General features: G+C 66.0%; 18 protein-coding genes. 5 read left to right on the forward strand and 13 right to left on the reverse strand.

Annotation, left to right across the window (positions count from 1 at the left end; all coding sequences use genetic code 11):
* Positions 1 to 19 precede the first annotated feature (19 nt).
* The 11 genes from murG to coq7 all read right to left on the reverse strand — a co-directional run bounded on the left by murG (position 20) and on the right by coq7 (position 12,667).
* The gene (gene murG / locus ACIGJG_RS15280) at positions 20 to 1,090 is read right to left on the reverse strand and encodes an undecaprenyldiphospho-muramoylpentapeptide beta-N-acetylglucosaminyltransferase (RefSeq protein ID WP_483672504.1); all 1,071 of its coding nucleotides are present in this window, start codon (positions 1,088 to 1,090) and stop codon (positions 20 to 22) included.
* Complete coding sequence (gene ftsW, locus ACIGJG_RS15285) at positions 1,087 to 2,328, reverse strand: putative lipid II flippase FtsW (RefSeq protein WP_011299125.1); 1,242 nt, start codon at positions 2,326 to 2,328, stop codon at positions 1,087 to 1,089. Before ftsW ends, murG begins: the two co-directional genes overlap by 4 nt.
* A complete protein-coding gene (gene murD / locus ACIGJG_RS15290) occupies positions 2,325 to 3,836 on the reverse strand; it encodes a UDP-N-acetylmuramoyl-L-alanine--D-glutamate ligase (RefSeq protein ID WP_483672505.1) in 1,512 nt (503 codons plus the stop codon). The genes ftsW and murD overlap by 4 nt, the downstream gene beginning before the upstream one ends.
* A 58-nt stretch (positions 3,837 to 3,894) precedes the next feature.
* Entirely contained in the window at positions 3,895 to 5,064 is a 1,170-nt protein-coding gene (mraY, locus tag ACIGJG_RS15295) for a phospho-N-acetylmuramoyl-pentapeptide-transferase (RefSeq protein ID WP_011299127.1), read from the reverse strand.
* A gap of 14 nt (positions 5,065 to 5,078) precedes the next feature.
* The gene (locus ACIGJG_RS15300; RefSeq protein WP_483672506.1) at positions 5,079 to 6,479 is read right to left on the reverse strand and encodes a UDP-N-acetylmuramoyl-tripeptide--D-alanyl-D-alanine ligase; all 1,401 of its coding nucleotides are present in this window, start codon (positions 6,477 to 6,479) and stop codon (positions 5,079 to 5,081) included.
* The gene (locus ACIGJG_RS15305) at positions 6,476 to 8,038 is read right to left on the reverse strand and encodes a UDP-N-acetylmuramoyl-L-alanyl-D-glutamate--2,6-diaminopimelate ligase (RefSeq protein WP_011299129.1); all 1,563 of its coding nucleotides are present in this window, start codon (positions 8,036 to 8,038) and stop codon (positions 6,476 to 6,478) included. Before ACIGJG_RS15305 ends, ACIGJG_RS15300 begins: the two co-directional genes overlap by 4 nt.
* Positions 8,035 to 9,837, reverse strand: a complete 1,803-nt coding sequence (locus ACIGJG_RS15310; RefSeq protein WP_011299130.1) for a peptidoglycan D,D-transpeptidase FtsI family protein — start codon at positions 9,835 to 9,837, stop codon at positions 8,035 to 8,037. The genes ACIGJG_RS15305 and ACIGJG_RS15310 overlap by 4 nt, the downstream gene beginning before the upstream one ends.
* Complete coding sequence (gene ftsL / locus ACIGJG_RS15315; protein WP_011299131.1) at positions 9,834 to 10,163, reverse strand: cell division protein FtsL; 330 nt, start codon at positions 10,161 to 10,163, stop codon at positions 9,834 to 9,836. Before ftsL ends, ACIGJG_RS15310 begins: the two co-directional genes overlap by 4 nt.
* Positions 10,160 to 11,158 (reverse strand): 16S rRNA (cytosine(1402)-N(4))-methyltransferase RsmH, encoded by a 999-nt coding sequence (gene rsmH / locus ACIGJG_RS15320; protein ID WP_011299132.1) that lies wholly within the window; start codon positions 11,156 to 11,158, stop codon positions 10,160 to 10,162. Before rsmH ends, ftsL begins: the two co-directional genes overlap by 4 nt.
* A gap of 7 nt (positions 11,159 to 11,165) precedes the next feature.
* Positions 11,166 to 11,594, reverse strand: a complete 429-nt coding sequence (mraZ, locus tag ACIGJG_RS15325) for a division/cell wall cluster transcriptional repressor MraZ (protein WP_011299133.1) — start codon at positions 11,592 to 11,594, stop codon at positions 11,166 to 11,168.
* Positions 11,595 to 12,043: 449 nt separating this feature from the next.
* Positions 12,044 to 12,667, reverse strand: coding sequence for a 2-polyprenyl-3-methyl-6-methoxy-1,4-benzoquinone monooxygenase (coq7, locus tag ACIGJG_RS15330; RefSeq protein WP_011299134.1), 624 nt, complete (start codon positions 12,665 to 12,667; stop codon positions 12,044 to 12,046).
* A gap of 389 nt (positions 12,668 to 13,056) precedes the next feature.
* On the opposite strand from coq7, the gene ACIGJG_RS15335 reads away from it, so the two are divergent.
* The 4 genes from ACIGJG_RS15335 (at position 13,057) to ACIGJG_RS15350 (ending at position 16,447) form a co-directional block, all read left to right on the forward strand.
* Positions 13,057 to 14,220, forward strand: a complete 1,164-nt coding sequence (locus ACIGJG_RS15335) for a porin (RefSeq protein WP_011299135.1) — start codon at positions 13,057 to 13,059, stop codon at positions 14,218 to 14,220.
* A gap of 164 nt (positions 14,221 to 14,384) precedes the next feature.
* Entirely contained in the window at positions 14,385 to 15,386 is a 1,002-nt protein-coding gene (locus ACIGJG_RS15340; protein ID WP_011299136.1) for a Bug family tripartite tricarboxylate transporter substrate binding protein, read from the forward strand.
* 108 nt (positions 15,387 to 15,494) lie between these two features.
* Positions 15,495 to 15,998 carry a MarR family winged helix-turn-helix transcriptional regulator gene (locus ACIGJG_RS15345; protein ID WP_011299137.1) on the forward strand — a complete coding sequence of 168 codons (504 nt, stop codon included), beginning with the start codon at positions 15,495 to 15,497 and terminating at the stop codon, positions 15,996 to 15,998.
* Positions 15,995 to 16,447, forward strand: a complete 453-nt coding sequence (locus ACIGJG_RS15350; RefSeq protein ID WP_011299138.1) for a hypothetical protein — start codon at positions 15,995 to 15,997, stop codon at positions 16,445 to 16,447. The genes ACIGJG_RS15345 and ACIGJG_RS15350 overlap by 4 nt, the downstream gene beginning before the upstream one ends.
* A gap of 67 nt (positions 16,448 to 16,514) precedes the next feature.
* Here ACIGJG_RS15350 and ACIGJG_RS15355 read toward each other — a convergent pair whose 3' ends face one another.
* Together ACIGJG_RS15355 and ACIGJG_RS15360 are read right to left on the reverse strand one after the other, a co-directional pair.
* Positions 16,515 to 18,197, reverse strand: coding sequence for a long-chain fatty acid--CoA ligase (locus ACIGJG_RS15355; RefSeq protein ID WP_011299139.1), 1,683 nt, complete (start codon positions 18,195 to 18,197; stop codon positions 16,515 to 16,517).
* A 169-nt stretch (positions 18,198 to 18,366) separates the two neighbouring features.
* Positions 18,367 to 19,002 (reverse strand): TetR/AcrR family transcriptional regulator, encoded by a 636-nt coding sequence (locus ACIGJG_RS15360; protein ID WP_140952378.1) that lies wholly within the window; start codon positions 19,000 to 19,002, stop codon positions 18,367 to 18,369.
* Between the two features lie 205 nt (positions 19,003 to 19,207).
* Between ACIGJG_RS15360 and ACIGJG_RS15365 the strand changes: the two genes are divergently transcribed.
* Positions 19,208 to 20,986, forward strand: coding sequence for an AMP-binding protein (locus ACIGJG_RS15365; RefSeq protein WP_483672507.1), 1,779 nt, complete (start codon positions 19,208 to 19,210; stop codon positions 20,984 to 20,986).
* Positions 20,987 to 21,040 lie beyond the last annotated feature (54 nt).

Here is a 21,040-nt window from a genome sequence, read left to right on the forward strand (position 1 = left end):
TCACTACATGTATTGGGCTTCAGTCCCTGGCCATCTGGCTGCATACCTCGGCGACGCGCCGGGTTGCCTCAGGCTTGGCCAGTCCGCGCGCCAGGCGCGCCATCTCTTTCAGTTGCGGCCGGTTCAGGCCGGCGATGGTCTTCGCCAGCCGGTCCGCCGTCAGTTCTTGTTGCTGCACAAGCAGGGCTGCACCCTGCTTGGACAGGAATTCCGCATTGGTCGTCTGGTGATCGTCCACCGCGTGCGGGAACGGCACGAACAGCGCCGCTACACCGGCGGCCGCCACTTCCGAGACCGTCATCGCGCCCGCGCGGCAGATCACCAGGTCGGCGTCGGCATACGCCTTCGCCATGTCATCGATAAAAGGCAGGGTCTGAGCAGACACTTGCGCGGCGGCATAGTTCGCACGCAGCTTGTCGATCTGCTTTGCGCCGGCCTGGTGCGTGACCACCGGACGCTGCGCTTCAGGCAGCATGGCGATCGCCTTCGGCACGACGTCGTTGAGCGCCGCGGCGCCCAGGCTGCCGCCGACCACCAGCACGTTCAGCGGGCCGGTGCGTATGTCATAGCGTGCCTCCGGTTCCGCCATGTGCGCGAGCTCTTCGCGTACCGGGTTCCCGGTCCACTCGCTGTCGGGCAGCGTATCCGGGAACGCGCACAGCACGCGGTCCGCCACTTTGGCAAGCACCTTGTTGGCGAGTCCGGCAATCGAGTTCTGCTCGTGCAGCACCAGCGGCCGCCCGAGCAGCGAGGCCATCATGCCCGCCGGGAACGTGATATAGCCGCCCATGCCCAGCACCACGCTCGGCCGCACGCGGCGCAGCGCGCCGAGGCTCTGCCAGAACGCGCGCAGCAAGTTCAGCGGCAACAGGAACTTGGTCACGAGCCCCTTGCCACGCAGCCCGCCGAACTGGATGAACTCCATCGGGATGTCATGCTTGGGCACCAGCGTGGCCTCCATGCCGGTACGGTTGCCCAGCCAGACCACCTTCCAGCCCTGCTCGCGCAGCGCGTGCGCGACCGCCAACCCGGGGAATACATGCCCCCCGGTGCCGCCGGCCATCACGAGCAACGTGCGCTGCTGCGTCATACCTTCCCTCCACGCATCAGCACACGGTTTTCATAGTCGATACGGAGCAGGATCGCCAAAGCCATGCAATTCATCAGAATGCCCGAGCCGCCATAGCTCACCAGCGGCAGCGTCAATCCCTTGGTCGGCAGCAGGCCCAGGTTCACGCCCATATTGATAAAGGTCTGCCAGCCGATCCACACGCCAATGCCCTTGGCCACGAGGCCGGCAAACGTGCGGTCGAGTTGCAGCGCGGTGCGGCCGATGCCGAACGCGCGGCGCACCATCCAGTAGAACAGGATGATGACGACCAGCACGCCCACAAAGCCAAATTCCTCGCCAATCACGGCGAGGATGAAGTCGGTATGCGCTTCAGGCAGGTAGTGCAATTTTTCGATGCTGCCGCCAAGGCCGACACCGGTCCATTCGCCACGGCCAAACGCGATCAGCGAGTGGGTCAACTGGTACGCCTTGCCGAGCGCGTTGCTCTCTTCCCACGGATTGAGGTATGCAAAGATCCGTTCACGCCGCCATGGCGATGCCGTGATCAGCAGCGCAAACGCGCCGACCGCCACACCGACCAGTCCCGCGAACAGCTTGCCGTTGATGCCGCCAAGGAACAGAATGCCCATGGCCACCGCGGCGATCACGAGGAACGCGCCCATGTCCGGCTCGAGCAGCAGCAGCATGCCGACCACCACGACCGCCACACCCATTGGCAGGAAGCCCTTGGACACGGTCTGCATCCACTCCTGCTTGCGCACGGTGTAGTTGGCCGCGTACAGCACCACGGCCAGCTTCATCAGCTCCGACGGCTGGAAGTTCATGATGCCGAGGGGAATCCAGCGGCGCGCGCCATTCACGCCCTTGCCGACGAACGGCACCAGCACGATCACCAGCAGCACCAGCGCGATGATGAACAGCTTGGGCGCGTATCGGTCCCACACCTTCACGGGAATCTGGAACGCCGCCAGGCCGACCGACAGCCCGATCAGCAGCGCGAACGCATGGCGGACCAGGAAATGGCTTTCGCGATAGTTGGCGTAGCGCGGCGAATCCGGCAGCGCAATCGACGCCGAGTAGACCATCACCAGGCCGAGCGCGAGCAGCACGATCGCCACCCACAGCAGGGGCTGGTCGTACTCCATCATGCGCGAACGGGTCGGCTTGACGCCGGACACCGCATCGCGCAGGCCACCCCAGGCATTGCCGATGGTGGCGCCGATGAAACCGCTGCGCTTGACCTGCGATTCACTCATGGCATGATCCCCCGCGACAGGGCCAGTTCTTCCACCGCCGAGCGGAACACTTCGGCGCGGTGCACGTAGTTACGGAACATGTCGAGGCTGGCGCAGGCCGGCGACAGGAGCACAACGTCGCCGCCTTCAGCCAGCTCCGCCGCCTTGTTGACGGCTTCTTCAAGCGTGGCCGCGTCGACCAGCGACGCGACGCTGCCTTGCAGCGCATCGCGCAACTCGCCCGCTGCACGGCCGATCAGCACCACGGCGCGCGCGTACTGCGCGACCGGCGCGACCAGCGGCGAGAAATCCTGACCCTTGCCTTCGCCGCCGGCAATCAGCACGACGCGCTTGTCCAGACCCGACAGCGCGGCCACCGTGGCGCCCACGTTGGTGCCCTTGCTGTCGTCGAAATACTCGACTTCATCGATGGTGGCGACCCACTCCACGCGATGCGGCTCGCCACGATATTCGCGCAGGCCATGCAGCAGCGCGTTGAGCGGCAGGTCGATCGCGCGGCACAGCGCCAGCGCCGCCATGGCGTTGGTAGCGTTGTGCATGCCGCGGATATGCAGCGCGTCGGCCGGCATCAGGCGCTTGTGGCGCACCGGCACGGCCTCCTGCGCGGAGGCATCGGCCTTGCGGCGGCGCGGCTTGCCCTCCCCTTCCGCTTCCGAGTCGGGTTCGGCGAGCACCAGCCACGGCATGCCGCCTTCGCGCAGCACGCCGAAGCTGCCCGGCGTCTCGGGCAGGTCGGTGCCGAAGGTCACCGGTGCCGTGCCCGGGCGGGCCATGTCCATGGTCAGGCGGTCATTGCGGTTCAGCACCTGCACGCAAGCCGTGCCGGCCGGTCCGAAGATGCGCGCCTTGGACGCGGCATAGGCTTCCATCGAGCCATGCCAGTCGAGGTGATCCTGCGTGACGTTGAGCACGGTCGCCGCGTGCGGCGCCAGCGTATGCGTCGTTTCGAGCTGGAAGCTCGACAACTCGAGCACCCAGACGTCCGGCAGCGTGGCCGAAGCAATGCACGCCGACAGCTTGTCGAGCGCCGACGGGCTGATATTGCCGGCCACCGCCACGCTCTTGCCGGCGCGCTCGACCAGCCGGCCGGTCAGCGCGGTCGTAGTCGTCTTGCCGTTGGTGCCGGTGATCGCGAGCATCTTCGGCGCATAGCCGGATTCGGCCTGCAGGTGCGCGAGCGCGCGCGCGAACAGTTCGATCTCGCCCCACACGGGGATACCGCGCTGGCGTGCCGCGGCCAGCAGCTCGCCGGTATTCGCCTCCAGCGGCGACAAGCCCGGGCTGATCGCCACCAGGCCGATGCCGTCGAGCAGGCTTTCGGCGAACGGGCCGCCCACGAACTCGGCCGACATCAGTTCGGCCTGCAGGAAGACAAGGTTGGCGGGTGCCTCGCGCGTGTCGGCCACGCGCACGGCGCAGCCGTTCAGGCCACACCAGCGCGCCATGGCCAGCCCCGATTCGCCGAGGCCCAGTACCAGCACATGAGGTTTTTGCAGCTCGCCAAACACTTCGTATTCCTGCCTTTTGAGTTCAGTAATCCTGTTGTCTATATAGAAAGCGCCCGAATCAGCGCAGCTTCAGCGTGGACAGCCCGATCAGCACCAGCAGCATGGTGACGATCCAGAAGCGCACGGTGACCTGCGTTTCCTTCCAGCCGCTCAGCTCGAAATGGTGATGCAGCGGCGCCATGCGGAAGAGCCTTCGCCCTTCGCCATAGCGGCGCTTGGTGATCTTGAACCACGTGACCTGCAGCATCACCGACACGGTTTCCACGACGAAGATGCCACCCATCACGAACAGCACGATCTCCTGGCGCACGATCACGGCCACGGTCCCGAGCGCGCCGCCGAGTGCCAGCGCACCAACGTCGCCCATGAACACCTGCGCCGGATGCGCGTTGAACCAGAGGAAGGCCAGCCCCGCGCCCGCCATCGCCGAACAGAAGATCAGTAGTTCGCCCGCGCCCGGAATATGCGGGAACAGCAGGTATTTGCTGTAGACCGAACTGCCCATCACATAAGCGAAGGCGCCCAGCGCGCCGCCAACCAGCACCACTGGCATGATCACCAGGCCGTCGAGGCCATCAGTCAGGTTCACGGCGTTGCTGGAGCCGACGATCACCAGATAGGTCAGCACGATGAAGCCGGCCACACCCAGCGGATAGCTGACTTCCTTGAAGAAGGGCACGATCAGGTTGGACTTGTACGGCATATCCAGCGACAGGCCGCCCTCGACCCAGCTCAGGAACAGGTCCCAGACCCGCACATTGCTGCTTTCCGACACCGAGAACGCCAGGTAGACCGCGGCGACAAGGCCAATCAGCGTCTGCCAGAAGAACTTCTCGCGGCTCGACATGCCGCGCGGATCGCGATAGACCACCTTGCGATAGTCGTCGACCCAGCCAATGGCGCCATAGCCGAGCGTCACCAGCATCACCACCCAGATGAAGCGGTTGCCCCAGTCGCACCACAGCACGGTAGAGATGGCGATGGAAACGAGCACCAGCACGCCACCCATAGTCGGCGTGCCGGACTTGACCAGATGGGTCTGCGGGCCGATCGTGCGCACGGCCTGGCCGACCTTCAGCTCGGTCAGTTTGCGGATGACCCACGGACCGGCGGCAAGGCCGATCACCAGCGCGGTGAGGTTGGCCATCACCGCGCGGAAGGTCAGGTAGTTGACGACCCGAAGGAAGCTGTAATCGTTTTGCAGCCACTGGGCCAGAGCCAATAACATCGTGTTCTACTTATCTAGTGAGCGGGAGTGTCTGCGACCAGCGCAGCCACCATCCGTTCCATGCGCATGAAGCGCGATCCCTTCACCAGCACGGCGCCAGCCTTCGCCACCGTGCCCCCTGCGTCTTCCTCCAGCGCCCGGGCGAGATCCTCCGCCCGTTCGAAATGCCTGCCTTGCGCACCGAATGCCTGCACGGCATGCGTGGCCAGTTCGCCCGTCGCCCACAACGCTTCGATGCCGAGCGCCTGCGCATAGCCGCCGATTTCCGTGTGGAACGCCGGCCCCTGGTCCCCGACCTCGCCCATGTCGCCGATCACCAGCAGGCGCGGCGCGGCAAACCCGGCCAGCACGTCGATCGCGGCGCGCATGGAATCGGGGTTGGCGTTGTAGGTGTCGTCGATCACCACGGTGCCACCCGGCGTGTGCTTGACCTGCAGCCGGCCTTTGACAGCCTTGAATGCCGCCAGTCCTTGCTGGATAGCCGGCACCTGCACGCCGGCCGCCAGCGCGCAGGCGGTAGCCGCGAGCGCGTTGCGAACGTTGTGCGTGCCGAGCAGGCCGAGGCGGACCTCGAATGCATGGCCCGGCGCGCGGACCTGCATCACCTGCACGCCGTCGACGAGCGCCACCGTGGCCTGCACGTCGGCCTGGCCCGCGGTGCCGAAGCTGAGCACGCGACGCGTACCGGCAGCTGCGCGCCAGATCGCGGCATGCTGGCCGCCGCTTTCTTCGTCGAGCGGGAACACGGCCACGCCATCGGCAGGCAGCGCGGCAATGGCCGCGGCATGCTCGTGGGCGACAGCTTCCACGCTGACCATGAATTCCTGATGTTCTCGCTGCGCATTAGTGACGACCGCCACCGTCGGCTGGGCGATGCCGGCCAGGTAGACCGTCTCGCCCGGATGGTTCATGCCCAGTTCAAGCACGGCCAGCCGGTGCGTCGCGCGCAGGCGCAGCACCGTCAGCGGCAGGCCGATATCATTGTTCAGGTTGCCGCCCGTGGCCAGGCGCTGGTCTTCACCCACCGCCGCCGCGAAGATCGCCGCGATCATTTCCTTGACCGTGGTCTTGCCGTTGCTGCCCGTCACCGCGACGGCCGGCAACGTGAACTGCCGACGCCAGCCGGCGCCGAGTTCGCCGAGCGCAATGCGCGTATCCGGCGCGACGATGGCCGGCACGCCGGCATCGACGTCGCGGCTCACCAGTACGGCGACAGCACCGCGTGCCACCACGTCGGCGATGAAATCGTGCGCGTCGAAGCGCTCACCCTTGAGCGCGACAAACAGGTCGCCCGGCTCGACCGTACGACTGTCGGTATGCACGCGGGCAAACGCCTGCGTGCCATCGCCCAGAACACGCGCGCCGGCAATCCAGCCGGCGGCTTCCTGCAAATTCGTCATCTTGGAATCGCTCATGCCGATACCCCCCGCGCGGCGAGGGCCAGGCGTACATGCTCGCGGTCCGAGAACGGCCGCTTGCGGCCATGGGCTTCCTGCGTGGCCTCGTGGCCCTTGCCGGCCACCAGCACCACGTCGGCACCGGCCGCGTGCTTGATTGCATAGAGGATCGCAGCGGCGCGGTCTTCGATCTGGCGACCGCGCGCGCGGTCGGCCATGCCGTCGGCAATGGCGTCGAGGATGTCCTGCGGATCCTCGCTGCGCGGGTTGTCGCTGGTCAGCACGATCTCGTCGGCCAGGCGCTCCGCCACGCCGCCCATGAGGGGGCGCTTGATCGGGTCGCGGTCGCCGCCACAGCCGAAGACGCACCACAGGCGGCCATTGCGTGCCTGCGCAACCGGGCGCAGCGCTTCCAGCGTCTTTTCCAGTGCATCGGGCGTGTGCGCGTAGTCGACCACGGCCAGCGGGCCGTCCTGGCCCGCGTGGGCGCCGAACAGCTCCATGCGGCCATCGACGGGCGAGAGCGCGCGCAGCGCGGCGAGCGCCGCATCCCACGCCACCCCGTTGGCCAGCGCCGCACCGAGCACTGCAAGCAGGTTGCTGACATTGAACGCGCCGATCATCGGCGTGGCGACATCGGCGCTGCCGAAGCTGCCGTCGATGTGGAATGCGGTGCCGGTCGCCGTCGCGCGCACGCCGCTGGCGCGCAGCCATTGGCCACGCGCGCCGCTGATGGACGCACGCGCCGGACCGTCGATGCCGTACTCGATCACATGCGGCGCCGCGATGGCCGCGCCGTTGGACGCCAGCAGGCGCCGCCCCATCCCGTCATCGCGATTGATCACGGCGGTGCGCAGGCCGTCCCAGCGGAACAGGCGCGCTTTGGCGGCCTCGTACTCGGCCATGGTGCCGTGGTAGTCGAGGTGGTCCTGCGTCAGGTTGGTCAGCACCGCGACCGAGAAATGCGTACCGGCCACGCGCTCCTGTTCGAGACCGTGGGACGACACTTCCATTGCCACCGCGCGCGCGCCGGCATCGTGCAGGCTAGCCAGACTGGCTTGCAGTTGCACGGCATCGGGCGTAGTGAAGCCGGTCGGCTGCAGCGCATCCGGGAAGCCGGTACCGAGCGTGCCGATGGTCGCGCATGGCGTACCGGTGGCTTGCAGCAGCCGCGCCAGCCACTGGCTGCACGAAGTCTTGCCGTTGGTGCCGGTCATGCCGGTGACGGCCACGCCGCGAGCGGGATTGCCGTACCAGCCGGCGGCAATCGGGCCGGCAAGCTGGTGCAGGCTGTTCAGCGCGAGATGCGGCACGGTGTCGCCGAACGTCCAGTCGAAGCCATCGGCCTCATACAGGATCGCACCGGCGCCGGCGGCAATGGCCTGCGCGATATGCGGGCGGCCGTCGGTGGACAGGCGCTCGTTGCCGAGCACGTAAGCCAGGAAGACGTCGCCGCGCGCCAGGCGGCGCGTATCGCCGGTCAGCCGGGCACTGGCCGGCACCTTGGTACGCAGCCAGGCCAGCGCGTCGCTGGCCTGTGCGGTGACTTCGAGCGGGAGCAGCGGCTTGGCCGTCATTGCGTCGAGCTCCACGGTTCGCTTTCCTGCACCTTGTCGCTGACCACCAGTTGGCGGATCGGCGAATCGGGCTGGACATTCAGCGCACGCAGCGTGCCGCCGGTGATCGCGGCGAAGACCGGGCCGGCCACCGCGCCACCGTAGTGGCTGCCGGCGGTCGGCTCGTCCACGCTGACGGCGACGATCACGCGCGGGTTCGACATCGGCGCCAGGCCGATGAACGAAGCGCGGTACTTGCTGCGGTTGTAGCCGCGGCCTTCGTGCTTGTATGCGGTACCGGTCTTGCCGCCGACGCGGTAGCCCATCACCTGCGCCTCGGGCGCGGTGCCGCCGGGCGCCGTCACGGTTTCAAGCATGGCGCGCACGTCGCGCGCGACCTGAGGCGACAGGATGCGTTCGCCGGTCACGGGGCCATTGGTGCGGAACATCGATACGGGGATGATCTCGCCGTCATGCGCGAAGACCGTGTAGGCGTGCGCCATCTGGAACAGCGACACCGACAGGCCGTAGCCGTACGACATGGTGGCCTGTTCGATCGGACGCCAGCTCTTGAACGGACGCACGCGGCCCGCCACGGCGCCCGGGAAGCCGATCTTCGGCGCCTGGCCCAGGCCGACGCTGGTGAACATGTCCCACATTTCCTGCGGCTTCATCATCATCGCGATCTTGGTCGTGCCGATATTGCTCGACTTCTGGATCACGCCGCCAACAGTCAGCGCGCCGTAGTTGTGGGTATCGGTGATGGTGGCGCCTTCGAAGTTGTACTTGCCGGTGGTGACGACGACCGTGGACGGGGTCACGCGCTTGAGCTGCAGCGCGAGGCCGATCGTGATCGGCTTCATCATCGAGCCGGGCTCGAAGGTGTCGGTCAGCACGCGGTTGCGCAGCTGTTCGCCCGACAGCCGGGTGCGGTCGTTCGGGTTGTAGGTCGGCCAGTTGGCCAGCGCCAGCACTTCGCCGGTCTGGGCGTCGAGCACCACCGCGCTGGCCGCCTTGGCCTTGTTGCGCTCGACCACGGCCTTCAGCTCGTTGTAGGCGAGGTACTGGATCTTGGCGTCGATCGACAGCTGCATGTCCTCGCCGTCGCGCGGGGTCTTGAGGATGCCGACGTCCTCGACCACACGGCCGAGGCGATCCTTGATCACCTGGCGCGCGCCGGGCCGCCCGGCCAGGCCGGCCTCGCGTGCCAGCTCCACGCCTTCCTGGCCGCGGTCTTCCACATTGGTGAACCCGACGATGTGCGCCATCGCCTCCCCTTCCGGGTAGAAGCGCTTGTATTCGCGGGTCTGGTGGATGCCTTCGATCTTCAGCGCGGCAATCTTCTCGGCCGCGTCGGGCTGGACCTGGCGCTTCAGGTAGACAAAGCTCTTGTCCTCGGACAGCTTGCGGCTCAGGTCCTTCTCGGACATGTCGAGCAGCTTCGCGAGCTGGCGGATCTTGGCGGCCTCGACCTGGTTCGGCACATCCTCGGGCACGGCCCAGATCGCCTTGACCGGCAGGCTGGTGGCCAGCACCAGGCCGTTGCGGTCCAGGATCTTGCCGCGCGTGGCCGGCAGCTCGAGCGTGCGCTGGAAGCGCTTCTTGCCTTCTGCCTCATAGAACTGGTTACCGGGCCCCTGGATCCACAGCGCGCGCACGGCCAGCGCCACGAATGCCGCGAACATCAGGAACACGACAAACTTGGAGCGCCACATTGGCAGGCGCAGGCCCAGCACGGGGCTGGCCGAAAACTGCCCGGTGCGCGGACGCGAGTTGTTCGGGCGATTGCGCGAGGCGTTGCCGCTGCGTGCCATGGTCATGGACGTTCCTCCCCGGCAGGGGCGGATGCGGCTGCCGCGGGCGCCGGTGCCGCCGGCGGCAGCACGATGCCCGACAGGTACTGGGTCCTGCCTGCCATGATGGGTGCCATGCGCAGCTGGGTGCGCGCCGCGTCGGCAATGCGCGCGCTCTTGCCGAGCGCGCTTTGCTGGTACTGCAGCCGCGACCAGTCGACGTCGAGTTGCTTTTCCTCGGCCTGGGCGCGCTCGAGCGCGACGAACAGCGTGCGCGCCTGGTGCTGCGCGCTTACGAGCGAGAGCGCACAGAAGATCAGTGCCGCAAGGAGGAAAAATGTTAGTCGGTTCATGCTGGCGCCGCCCCTCGGCCCGATGCGGCCGGTGCCAGTTTTTCGGCGACGCGCATCACGGCCGATCGCGCGCGCGGGTTGTCGGCAACTTCCTGCGCGCCGGGCTTGACGCGGCCCAGCAGGCGCAGCGTCGGCTGTGGCAAATCGGCCGCGCGCAGTGGCGCGCGGCGCAGCGCGGGATCGGCATCCTGCTGGGGACGGGCGTGCGCCGCCATGAACCGCTTGACGATGCGGTCCTCCAGCGAATGGAAGCTGATCACCACGAGGCGGCCCCCTACCTGCAGCAGGTCATAGGCAGCCTTCAGCCCTCTTTCGAGGTCCTCAAGCTCTTGATTGATGTGAATCCGTAGAGCCTGAAAGGTGCGGGTCGCAGGGTCCTGACCCTTCTCGCGTGTTTTGACGGCTTTCGCCACGAGCGCGGCAAGGTCGGCAGTAGTGGCGAGAGGTCCGCCATCGCCGGGTTCGCGCCGGCGAGCAACAATCGCCTTTGCAATCTGTACAGCAAACCGTTCTTCCCCATAGTCTCGTATCACCCTGGCAATGTCCTGCTCTTCCGCCTGCGCCAGCCACTCGGCGGCGGTAATGCCGCGCGTGGTGTCCATGCGCATGTCCAGCGGTCCCTCGAAACGAAAGGAAAACCCCCTCGCCGCTTCATCGATCTGGGGCGAGCTGATCCCCAGGTCGAGCAGCACGCCGGCCACATGGCCGCGCCCGGCCAGGCGCTCGCCCATGGCCGCAAAGCTCTCGTGCTCAATGGAGAAGCGGGCATCCTGGATGGTGCCCGCTTCTGCGATTGCTGCTGGGTCCTTGTCGAACGCGACGAGGGCCCCGTCTGGCCCCAGCCGGGCCAGAACTGCCCGGCTGTGCCCTCCCCTGCCGAAGGTGCCGTCCACGTAAACACCGTCGGGCCGCCAGACCAATGCCTCGACGGCCTCGTCCAGCAGCACGGTGCGATGGCGCAGGGCGGGGGTTGCCGGCGATCCGGTAGGACTCATGACCTCGTCAGAAAGAGAAATTCTTCAATGCTTCCGGCATGCCTTGCGCCATCGCCTGCTGTTCCTTGGCGGCGTATGTCGCGGCATCCCAGACTTCGAAATGGCTGCCCATGCCGAGCAGCATGACTTCCTTGTCGAGCATGGCGGCACCGCGCAGCTCCGGTGCGATCAGCACGCGGCCTGCGCCGTCCATTTCCACGTCGGCAGCGTTGCCCAGGAAGATGCGCTTCCACCAGTGCGCATCCATCGGCAGCGCCGCAATCCGTTGCCGGAAACTTTCCCACTCGGGCCTGGGAAACAGCAGCAGGCAGCCATCCGGGTGCTTGGTCAGCGTCACCCGGCCCTCGGCCTGCTGTTGCAGCGCTTCCCGGTGCCGCGACGGAATCGACATCCGCCCCTTGGCATCCAGCGAGAGCGCCGATGCTCCCTGAAACAAGCTTGCTCCCCGGTCCGGCCGGCAACTGGCTTGCCGGCACGTGCGTGAATCGTTGCATTCCGACCTGCGGGATGATCCCACGGTACGGGTCCAATTTCACACAAAAATACACTTCCTCACACTATTTCCCACTTTAGAGGAAGCAATTTCGCGGGTCAAGGCTCGCTGCACGGCAACAAACCGGGATTTTCGAATCAGAACAAAGACTTAGCGCGCATACCTCCACGCACCGTAAACGTGAATCCTTAATGAAATGAAGATCTTAGGGAGCAAAGCAGAGAAACCACCTGAGAACTGCCGGGGGAGGGACTGCCGAAATCGCGGGAAAGACCGGCCCGAGACCGTGGGGAAGGATACAACATTTGCCGGACATGGCCGGCGAAACGGGCCCAGTACCGGGCTCCGTGCGGGCCCGATGCGGAGCCCCTTGCAGGCCCCGCTGCACAAGCTCAGATCCGGTACGCGGCGGTCGTCATGACGCGGGATGCGCCGCGCATCAGCGCACGCACCGGCGCGGGCAGCGGCACGCCGCCGGCAGCGCGGGCGGCATCGCCATGGCGGATCTCGTCATCGCGCATCTGTTCGAGGATAGCGCGCGAGCGGCCGTCGGCCGCGGGCAGCTGGTCAAGGTGGCCGCTCAGGTGCTGCTCGACCTGGTGCTCGGTTTCCGCGACGAAGCCGAGGCTGACCTTGTCGCCGGCGCGGCCGGCCAGGAAACCGATCGCAAAAGCGCCCGCGTACCACAGTGGGTTCAGCAGGCTCGGCCGCGAATCGAGTTCGCGCAGCCGTTCGGCGCACCAGGCGAGATGGTCTTCCTCTTCGCGCGCGGCGGTGTCCATCTGGGTTCGCACGTCGTCATTGCGCGCGGTGAGCTTCTGCGCCTGGTAGAGAGCCTGCGCACAGACTTCGCCGACATGGTTGACTCGCATGAGTCCGGCCACGTGGCGGCGCTCGGCCTGCTCGAGTTGCCCGTCGTCCGGTGCGAGCCGGTCAGCGGGATTAGCCCGGCCCGAGCGCGTGGCACCAGCAATGGCGCGCAATGCCATGTCGAATTCGCGGATGAAAGTGTCCATGCGATGCGGGAAAGCGAAAAGGCCAGTAAAAGAAAAAGCAATCGGGCAATAAGCCTGAAATCCCCGGGGCTGGTGCAGAAATACCCTGCCAAAGCAGGGGCAACATGCCGCCATTGCGAACCGCCGAAGACATCGGGATTACCCGCATTGTAGCAAGGCTCTAACTCCCGCTGTCCCATGCCAGGCCTAGCAATTTACTCGCGGGTACAAGAAAACCCTGAGTTGTTAAAAGCCGACAACGGGGTTGGCCGCAGATAGTGAATTTAAGGTTGTTTGTTACAGTACTTCGCAGCTTCTCAGCAACGCAGGAAGTCTGGCAGTGAGGAATGGAGATTTAGGAGGTTTTCTCGCTCGCCACATAACAATTCATTAAGTGGAGATCGTTGAGCATGAAGAAATCGCTTATCGCGCTGGCAGCACTGGGCGCGTTTGCAGGTGCGGCACAAGCACAATCGAGCGTGACGCTTTACGGTGTGGTCGACGCCAACATCGAATACGTCAATAACGTCGGTGTCGTACCCGTTGCGACCAACGGGTTCAATCGCGGCCCTGCCCATTCCGTTACCCGCATGGATCCGGGTGGCCTGTCCGGGTCGCGCTGGGGCTTGCGCGGCACCGAGGATCTCGGTGGCGGCCTGAAGGCCCTGTTCGTGCTGGAAAGCGGCTTCAGCTCCGACACCGGTGGCCTGCAGCAAAGCGGCCGTCTGTTTGGTCGTCAGTCCTTCGTGGGTCTGCAAAGTGACCGCATCGGCCAGTTCACCTTCGGCCGCCAGTACGTCTCGATGTTCGACGCGCTGGCCAACTTCTCGCCGACTGCCTACGCCACCCAGTACGAACCTGTCGTACTGCAGCAAGGCCCCAACTACCGTGAAGACAACACCATCAAGTACACCGGCAAGTTCGGTCCGATCACGGCGGGCGCCCATTGGTCGTTCGGTACTGGTGTAGCGTTGCCGGCGACGGTTGGCGTGGCAACGCCGATCGGCGGCAACGGCGAAGTCCCGGGCGCGTTCCGCCGCGATACGGGCTACGGTGCTGCCGTGACCTACCTTGCAGGCCCGTTCGGCGCAACGGTTGGCTACGATCAGTGGAACCCGACCATCGGTACCGGCAACGGCACCGTCAAGAAAGCCTCCGCCGCAGCCAGCTATTCGTATGGCCCGGCCAAGATCATGGGCGGCTACCGCTGGGGCCAGCAGAAGAACGCCGCGGACGTGCTGATCCAGCGTGACGACTTCTACTGGATCGGTGCTAACTACCAGGTCACCCCGGCCGTCGGCCTGACGCTGGAATACAACTACGACAACATCAAGAGCCTGTTCGGCGACACGCACGTTGCCAACCCGTGGCAGATCGCCTTCATCGCGACCTACTCGTTCTCCAAGCGTACCGACGTCTACCTGAGCACTGCCTACGCCAAGAACGCCGGCCTGACGATGGAATCGCTGGCCACGACGTACGCGACGAGCCTTTCCTTGGGTCAAAGCTATGCGCTGGCCAATGGTCAAAGCTCGATGTTCGGCGCTGCCATCGGCATCCGCCACAAGTTCTGAGCGTATTTCGCCTGAACCGCAAAGGCACCTTCGGGTGCCTTTTTCTTTGGCATGGCGCATGTGCGGTCATAGGGCATCACCTCATCGGCGTTCACGCGGGTGCCCACTAGAATGCACTGACCCATCCACAGACCGGGCTTGCCCGGACATTTCAGGAGACCCGCATGCCATCCCATCGCCGGCACGTCGTCGCACTGCTGTTGTCCGGCAGTCTCGCCGCATTACTGAGTCAGCCGGTCCTGGCGGCGGATCCCTATCCGAACAAGCCGATCCGGCTCGTGGTGCCGTTCGCGGCCGGCGGCACGACTGACATCCTGGCGCGCGCGGTGGCGGCCGAGCTTGCGAAGCTGCCCGGCTGGAACATGGTGGTGGACAACAAACCCGGCGCCGGCGGCAACATCGGCGCCGACATCGTGGCCAAATCCGCGCCTGACGGCTACACGCTGCTGATGGGCACGGTCGGCACGCACGGCATCAATCAGTCGCTGTACGGCAAGCTGCCGTTCGATCCGATCAAGGACTTCGCGCCGATCACCGAAGTCGCCGCTGTGCCCAATGTGCTGGTGGTCAACCCGGCCTTCGCGCAGCAGAACAAGATCAGCAACGTCCGCGACCTGATCGCCTATGCGCGCGCCAACCCGGGCAAGCTGAACATGGCATCGAGCGGCAACGGTACGTCGATCCACCTGGCCGGCGAACTCTTCAAGACGCAGACACGCACCTATATGGTCCACTTCCCGTACAAGGGCAGCGGACCCGCGCTGACGGACCTGGCGGGCGGCACCATGCAGGTCATGTTCGACAACCTGCCGTCATCCATGGCGCTGATCAAGGCCGGCAAGCTCAAGGCGCTGGCGGTGACCAGCGCCAAGCCGTCGCCGGCCCTGCCCGACGTGCCGACCATCGCAGCCGCCGCGAACCTGCCCAGCTACGAGGCCAGCTCCTGGTTTGGCCTGCTGGCGCCGGCCGGCACGCCGCCCGACATCATCCACCGCCTGCAGCACGAGGTCGCCAAGGCGCTGGGCTCGCCCGCCGTGCGCGAGCGCCTGCTGGCCCAGGGCGCGGAACCGGTCGGCAATACGCCGGAGCAGTTCGCCGCGCTGATCCGCTCGGAAACCGCCAAGTGGGCCCAGGTGGTCAAGGCTTCGGGCGCCAAGGTCGACTAAACAGGCCAGACAGCGGCCCGAACCGGCCAACCGGCATATACTTGAGGCATCAAATGTCTGGACTGCCCGCAAGTCGCGGGCGGTCCGGCCGCATAACCGTCCATCCAGATGCCCAATCCCTCCACCGCCGGCAACGCCGATGCCGTCCCGGTCGACCTTGAAACCCGTGCTGGCGACACCGAGCACGAGGCACTGCGCCTGTGGCTGCGCCTGCTGACTTGCACCAACCTGGTCGAAGCGGATATCCGCAGCCGGCTGCGCCAGGACTTCGCCTGCACGCTGCCGCGCTTCGACCTGCTGTCCCAGCTCGACCGCCATCCCGAAGGCCTCAAGATGGGTGAGCTGTCGCGCCGCATGATGGTGACAGGCGGCAATGTCACCGGCATTACGGATCAGCTCCAGCAGGAAGGACTGGTTTCGCGCGAGGCCCTGCCGACCGACCGTCGCGCCTACCTGATCCGGCTCACGCCTGCGGGACGCGAGGCGTTCTCGCGCATGGCGCGTGCACATGAAGACTGGATCGAGCAACTGTTCTCGGGCCTGGCCGATACCGACCGCCGCGCCCTGTTCCGACTGCTTGGCCGGCTCAAGGCCGGGCTGACTGCGCCATGAAGACGACCTACACACTCGTTCTGGCCGCGCTGATGGCCACCATTGCCGGCTGCAATACCGCGCCGCCAGCGCCACAGGTCATGCCGCTGAACGCCACCATCAAGCTCGGCCGCGTCACGGAGAAGACCTTTCTGACGCGCGTCGACGTCGCGACCGATGGCGGCGGCTACGGCAACTATGGCGGCGTCGGGGTCGGCGCCGTGGGCGGCAGTGGCGGGGGCGGAGGCGGCGTGGGGGTCGGCTTCTCGTTCGATCTTTCGCGCCTGTTCAACCGGCCACCGCCGCCGCAGCAGATCGAGCTGTTCCAGTACAAGGTGCGCACCATCGACGGCACGATGGCCTCCGTCAATGCGCCCGCCGCACCCGGTCTGGAGCCCGGTGCCTGCGTGCGGCTGATTTACGTCGATGGCAGCAGCGATGCCAGGCTGGCGCCATCGAACGAGTGCTGAACGTAGCGGGCTCAAGCAAAACGGCCTCCCGGGTGGGAGGCCGTTTTGCTTGAGCCGTGCCAGGCGATCAGGCTGCCTGACGCGTATCGCGCAGCTCGCGCCGCAGGATCTTGCCGACATTGGTCTTCGGCAGCTCGGTACGGAACTCCACGTATTTGGGCCGCTTGTAGCCGGTGAGCCGCTCCTTGCAGAACTCGATCACATCGGCTTCGGTGAGCGCCGGATCCTTCTTCACGACGTAGAGCTTCACCACCTCGCCCGAATGCGTGTCGGGCACGCCCACCGCGGCCACTTCCAGCACGCCCGGGCATTCAGCCGCCACGCCCTCGATCTCGTTCGGATACACGTTGAAGCCCGACACCAGGATCATGTCCTTCTTGCGGTCGACGATCTTGGTATAGCCGCGCTCGTCCATCACGCCGATATCGCCGGTCTTGAAGAAGCCGTCGGGCGTCATGACCTTGGCGGTCTCGTCCGGACGGTTCCAGTAGCCGGCCATCACCTGCGGGCCGCGGATGCAGATCTCGCCGGGCTGGCCAAGCGGCACGTCGCGGCCGTCGTCGTCGCGGATCGCGATTTCGGTCGATGGCAGCGGCAGGCCGATGGTGCCCGAGAACGCGTTGCTGTCGGTCGGATTGCAGGTGGCCGACGGCGAAGTCTCGGACAGGCCATAGCCCTCGATGATCGGGCACCCGGTCTTGGCAAGCCACTGCTTGGCCACCGCCTCCTGCACCGCCATGCCGCCGCCATTCGCCACGCGTAGCCCCGAGAAGTCGACCTTGCCGATTTCCGGGTTGTTGAGCAGCGCGTTGTACAGCGTGTTGACCGCCGGGAACATGTGGAATTTGTACTTCTGCAGTTCCTTGATAAAGCCCGGGATATCGCGCGGATTCGGGATCAGCACGCTCATCCCGCCATTGCGCATGCCGAGCAGGCAGCAGACCGTCAGCGCGAAGATGTGGTACAGCGGCAGCGCGGTGATCGTGACCACCTGCTCGATCGGCGCGCCCTTGTTCAGCGCCGGCTGCATCCACGCTTCCGATTGCAGCACGTTGGCAACTACGTTTCGGTGCAGCAGCACGGCGCCTTTCGAAACGCCGGTGGTGCCACCCGTGTATTGCAGGAACGCAACGTCGTCAGGCCCCGTGGTGGCCGGCTGCAGCGTGAGCTTGCGCCCTTCGGCCAGTACGGCATTGAAGCGCACGCAGTTGGGCAGCTCCCACTCCGGCACCATCTTCTTGACGTTGCGCACCACGAAATTGACGATGGCCCCCTTGAGGCCGCCAAGCAGGTCGCCCATGCTCGCGACCACCACATGCTTGACCGGCGTGCGCGCCAGCACCTGCTGCAGCGTGGTGGCGAAGTTTTCGAGGATGACGATGGCCTCGGCGCCGCTGTCCTTGAGCTGGTGCTCCAGCTCGCGCGGCGTGTAGAGCGGGTTGACGTTGACGACGACAAACCCTGCGCGCAGCACTGCTGCCAGCACCACCGGGTATTGCAGCACGTTAGGCATCATGATTGCCACGCGCGCGCCGGGACGGAGGCCGCGCGACTGCAGCCACGCGGCAAAGTGCGCCGACATGCGGTCCAGCTCGCCGTAGGTGATGGCCTTGTCCATGCAGACGAAGGCGCGGCGGTCGGCATAGGTGCGGAAGGAATGCTCGAGCAGCTGCGCAAGCGAGCGAAACTGGCTGGCATCGATCTCGGCGGGCACGCCGGCCGGGTAGTGTTTCAGCCAAAACCTGTCCATGACACCGTCTCCTGATTTCTGAATGGTCGTTCGATTTTTCGGAAATGCTAAACGCCAGCCCGCGTGAAAACAACACGTTAGACGAAGTCCTCAGGGGGAAAGACCGGTCCCCAGGCGCATTATGCGCCACGGGCACAGCACCGACCACGGGATAACCCCGAGGCCGCGCTCAGGCTGGCAGCACCAGCTTCATCATGTTGGACGCCAGCTCCTGCGCGAGCGCCTCGGGTTCCATGCGGCCCGGCTGGTGCCACGTGTACATGAAGCCGACCACGCTGCCGATCGAATGGGCCGCGACGCGCGCATCGCCAAACGCGAACACGCCTTCGCGCTTGCCTTCCTCGAGCAGCGCATACAGGTCGCGATAGAAATCGCGCGCCATGCTATCGAGCCAGGCCACCGTCTCAGGCTTGAGGTACTGGTTGTCGCGGAAACTCAGCGTGGCCGCCACGTGGCACGACACGCAGCGGCGCGCCATTTCGAGCACGCACGCGTGCAGCCGTTCGCGGACCGGCAGCGACGGATCGGCCGTCTCGCGGATGACAGGCAAGCAGGTCTGCGCCGATTCGCGGCACAGGATGTCGAAGATCTCGTACTTGTCGGTGAAGTAGTAGTAGACGGCCGGCTTGGTCACGCCCAGCGCGCGGCACAGGTCATTCATGGTCATGCCGGGATAGCCCTTGGTGTAGAAGAGCTGCGCGGCCGCGTCCAGAATCTGGCGGCGGCGCGCTTCCTGGCGTTCGGCAATATGCGGGCGGGCCGGCGCTTCCTCGGCTTCCGCTGCGGGTTTCGGTGCAATTGACATGTCGCAATTCTCGCATGGGCCCGCAGGCTCGCCATCGGGGCACACCCAGCCCACATTCGGGGGGACCACAGGCGTTCGGCGGATTGACGCAAACGCGCGTCCCGCCTACGATCATACCCATCGGTAAATAAATATACCAAAAGGTACACACTGCGGCGTGCTGATCGCGCCGCTACCGACACATCCTGCGAGGAGACACCCGCTGATGGACCCGACCGCAACGCCGCCCATATCCGCCGCGCTCCGCGCACCACGGAATGAAGCCGAGTATCTCGATGATCTGCGCCGCCGCTGGCACGCCGCCTGGCCGGCCGGTGCGCCGCGCGAACCGCAGTACCCGCTGGGCCGCGTGCCGCTGTCCGAGATGCTGCGCCATTGGGCCCGCGAACGCCCGCAGCAGCCCGCGGTCCACTTCTATGGCCATGTCACGAGCTATGCGGAGCTCGATGCGCAGAGCGACCGTTGCGCCGCCTTGCTGGCCGCGCACGGCATCGGCACCGGCGACCGCGTCGCGGTACTGCTGCCCAACTGCCCGCAGTTCCATGTCGTGTTCTTCGGCATCCTGAAGTTGGGCGCGATCTACGTGCCGGTAAGCCCGCTGTCGCAGCGCGCCGAATTGTTGCATGCGCTGCGCGACAGCACGCCTTGCGCACTGATCGCGCTGGATCAGTTGCTGCCGCTCGTGGCGGACACGCGCGAAGAACTTGGCGCTGACGATCCATTGCGCAATCTCTTTGTCGCCAGCTACGCTGACGTCGTGCCGGCCGAGCCCACACTGCCGTTGCCACCGATGGTGCAGGCCCCGCGCCTGGAACCCGAGCCCCAAGACCGCGCGATCGACCTGCTGCGCGCGATGTCCACCTGCACCGCGCCGGCGCCACAAGCAATTCCCGATCTCGATGCCCCGGCCGCGCTCAACTACACCGGCGGCACCACAGGCTTGCCGAAGGGCTGCATCCACACGCAGGGCGACATGGTCGACATGGCCGCCGCGTTCGGCGCCGTGGCACTGCCCATGACCGACGACTCCGTCATGCTCGGCTTCTTCCCCGAGTTCTGGATCGCGGGCGAGAACCTGTGCCTGATCTTCCCGGTCTTCTTTGGCATACCGCTGGTTTTGCTGGCGCGCTGGGACGCCCAGACTTTCATGGCCGCCGTGCAGCACTACCGGGTCACCAATGCTTCGATGCTCGTCGACAGTGCCGTCGAGGTGATGGACCACCCGCGCGTTGCCGACTACGATCTGCGCTCGCTGCGCCATGTCGGCGTGTCGTCGTTCATCAAGAAGCTGAACCTCGATTACCGCCACCGCTGGCAGGCGCTGACCGGCGCCACCATCGCTGAAACCGCGTGGGGCATGACCGAAACGCAGACCTGCAACACGTTCACCTGCGGCATGCAGGACAACGACATGGACCTGCGCGCGCAGCCCGTGTTCGTCGGCCTGCCGGTGCCGGGCACCGAATTCAAGGTGTGCGACTTCGCCACGGGCGAACTGCTGCCGCTCGGCACCGAGGGCGAGTTGTGCGTGCGCACGCCGACGCTGCTCAAGGGCTACTGGAACAAGCCCGAGGCCACACGCGAATCGCTGCGCGACGGCTGGTTCCACACCGGCGACATCGGCGTGATCGACGCCGACGGCTACCTGCACTATCTGGGCCGGCGCAAGGAGATGCTCAAGGTCAACGGCATGAGCGTGTTCCCGGCCGAGATCGAAACAATGCTCGGCCAGCACCCGGCCATCCTTGGCTCGGCCGTGGTCGGGCGCCCCGACGAGGACCGCGGCCAGGTGCCGGTGGCCTTCGTGATGCTCAAGCCCGACGCCGTCGGCACCGTCGACGAAGCCGCGCTGACCGCGTGGTGCCGCGGCAGCATGGCGGTCTACAAGGTGCCGCAGCTTCGCATCGTCGATGCGCTGCCGCTGACGGCGACCGGCAAGGTGCGCAAGCAGGACCTGGTGCCGATGGCCGACGCACTGCGCTGACGCTGTATCCCCTCTGCCTGCCCCAAGCATTTCGATGCTGGGGCGGGTACCCCA

The organism is Cupriavidus sp. C1SS-2L, assembly GCF_057073735.1.

Excerpts from the sequence above, each read along its gene's own strand:
- coq7 (WP_011299134.1), bottom strand. The coding sequence starts at position 12,667 with ATGGACACTTTCATCCGCGAATTCGACATGGCATTGCGCGCCATTGCT.
- ACIGJG_RS15355 (WP_011299139.1), bottom strand. The coding sequence starts at position 18,197 with ATGGACAGGTTTTGGCTGAAACACTACCCGGCCGGCGTGCCCGCCGAG.
- rsmH (WP_011299132.1), bottom strand. The coding sequence starts at position 11,158 with ATGAGTCCTACCGGATCGCCGGCAACCCCCGCCCTGCGCCATCGCACC.
- ACIGJG_RS15310 (WP_011299130.1), bottom strand. The coding sequence starts at position 9,837 with ATGACCATGGCACGCAGCGGCAACGCCTCGCGCAATCGCCCGAACAAC.
- mraY (WP_011299127.1), bottom strand. The coding sequence starts at position 5,064 with ATGTTATTGGCTCTGGCCCAGTGGCTGCAAAACGATTACAGCTTCCTT.
- ACIGJG_RS15335 (WP_011299135.1), top strand. The coding sequence starts at position 13,057 with ATGAAGAAATCGCTTATCGCGCTGGCAGCACTGGGCGCGTTTGCAGGT.
- ACIGJG_RS15365 (WP_483672507.1), top strand. The coding sequence starts at position 19,208 with ATGGACCCGACCGCAACGCCGCCCATATCCGCCGCGCTCCGCGCACCA.
- ACIGJG_RS15305 (WP_011299129.1), bottom strand. The coding sequence starts at position 8,038 with ATGACGGCCAAGCCGCTGCTCCCGCTCGAAGTCACCGCACAGGCCAGC.
- ACIGJG_RS15350 (WP_011299138.1), top strand. The coding sequence starts at position 15,995 with ATGAAGACGACCTACACACTCGTTCTGGCCGCGCTGATGGCCACCATT.
- ftsW (WP_011299125.1), bottom strand. The coding sequence starts at position 2,328 with ATGAGTGAATCGCAGGTCAAGCGCAGCGGTTTCATCGGCGCCACCATC.
- ACIGJG_RS15345 (WP_011299137.1), top strand. The coding sequence starts at position 15,495 with ATGCCCAATCCCTCCACCGCCGGCAACGCCGATGCCGTCCCGGTCGAC.
- murG (WP_483672504.1), bottom strand. The coding sequence starts at position 1,090 with ATGACGCAGCAGCGCACGTTGCTCGTGATGGCCGGCGGCACCGGGGGG.
- ACIGJG_RS15340 (WP_011299136.1), top strand. The coding sequence starts at position 14,385 with ATGCCATCCCATCGCCGGCACGTCGTCGCACTGCTGTTGTCCGGCAGT.
- ACIGJG_RS15360 (WP_140952378.1), bottom strand. The coding sequence starts at position 19,002 with ATGTCAATTGCACCGAAACCCGCAGCGGAAGCCGAGGAAGCGCCGGCC.
- ftsL (WP_011299131.1), bottom strand. The coding sequence starts at position 10,163 with ATGAACCGACTAACATTTTTCCTCCTTGCGGCACTGATCTTCTGTGCG.
- ACIGJG_RS15300 (WP_483672506.1), bottom strand. The coding sequence starts at position 6,479 with ATGAGCGATTCCAAGATGACGAATTTGCAGGAAGCCGCCGGCTGGATT.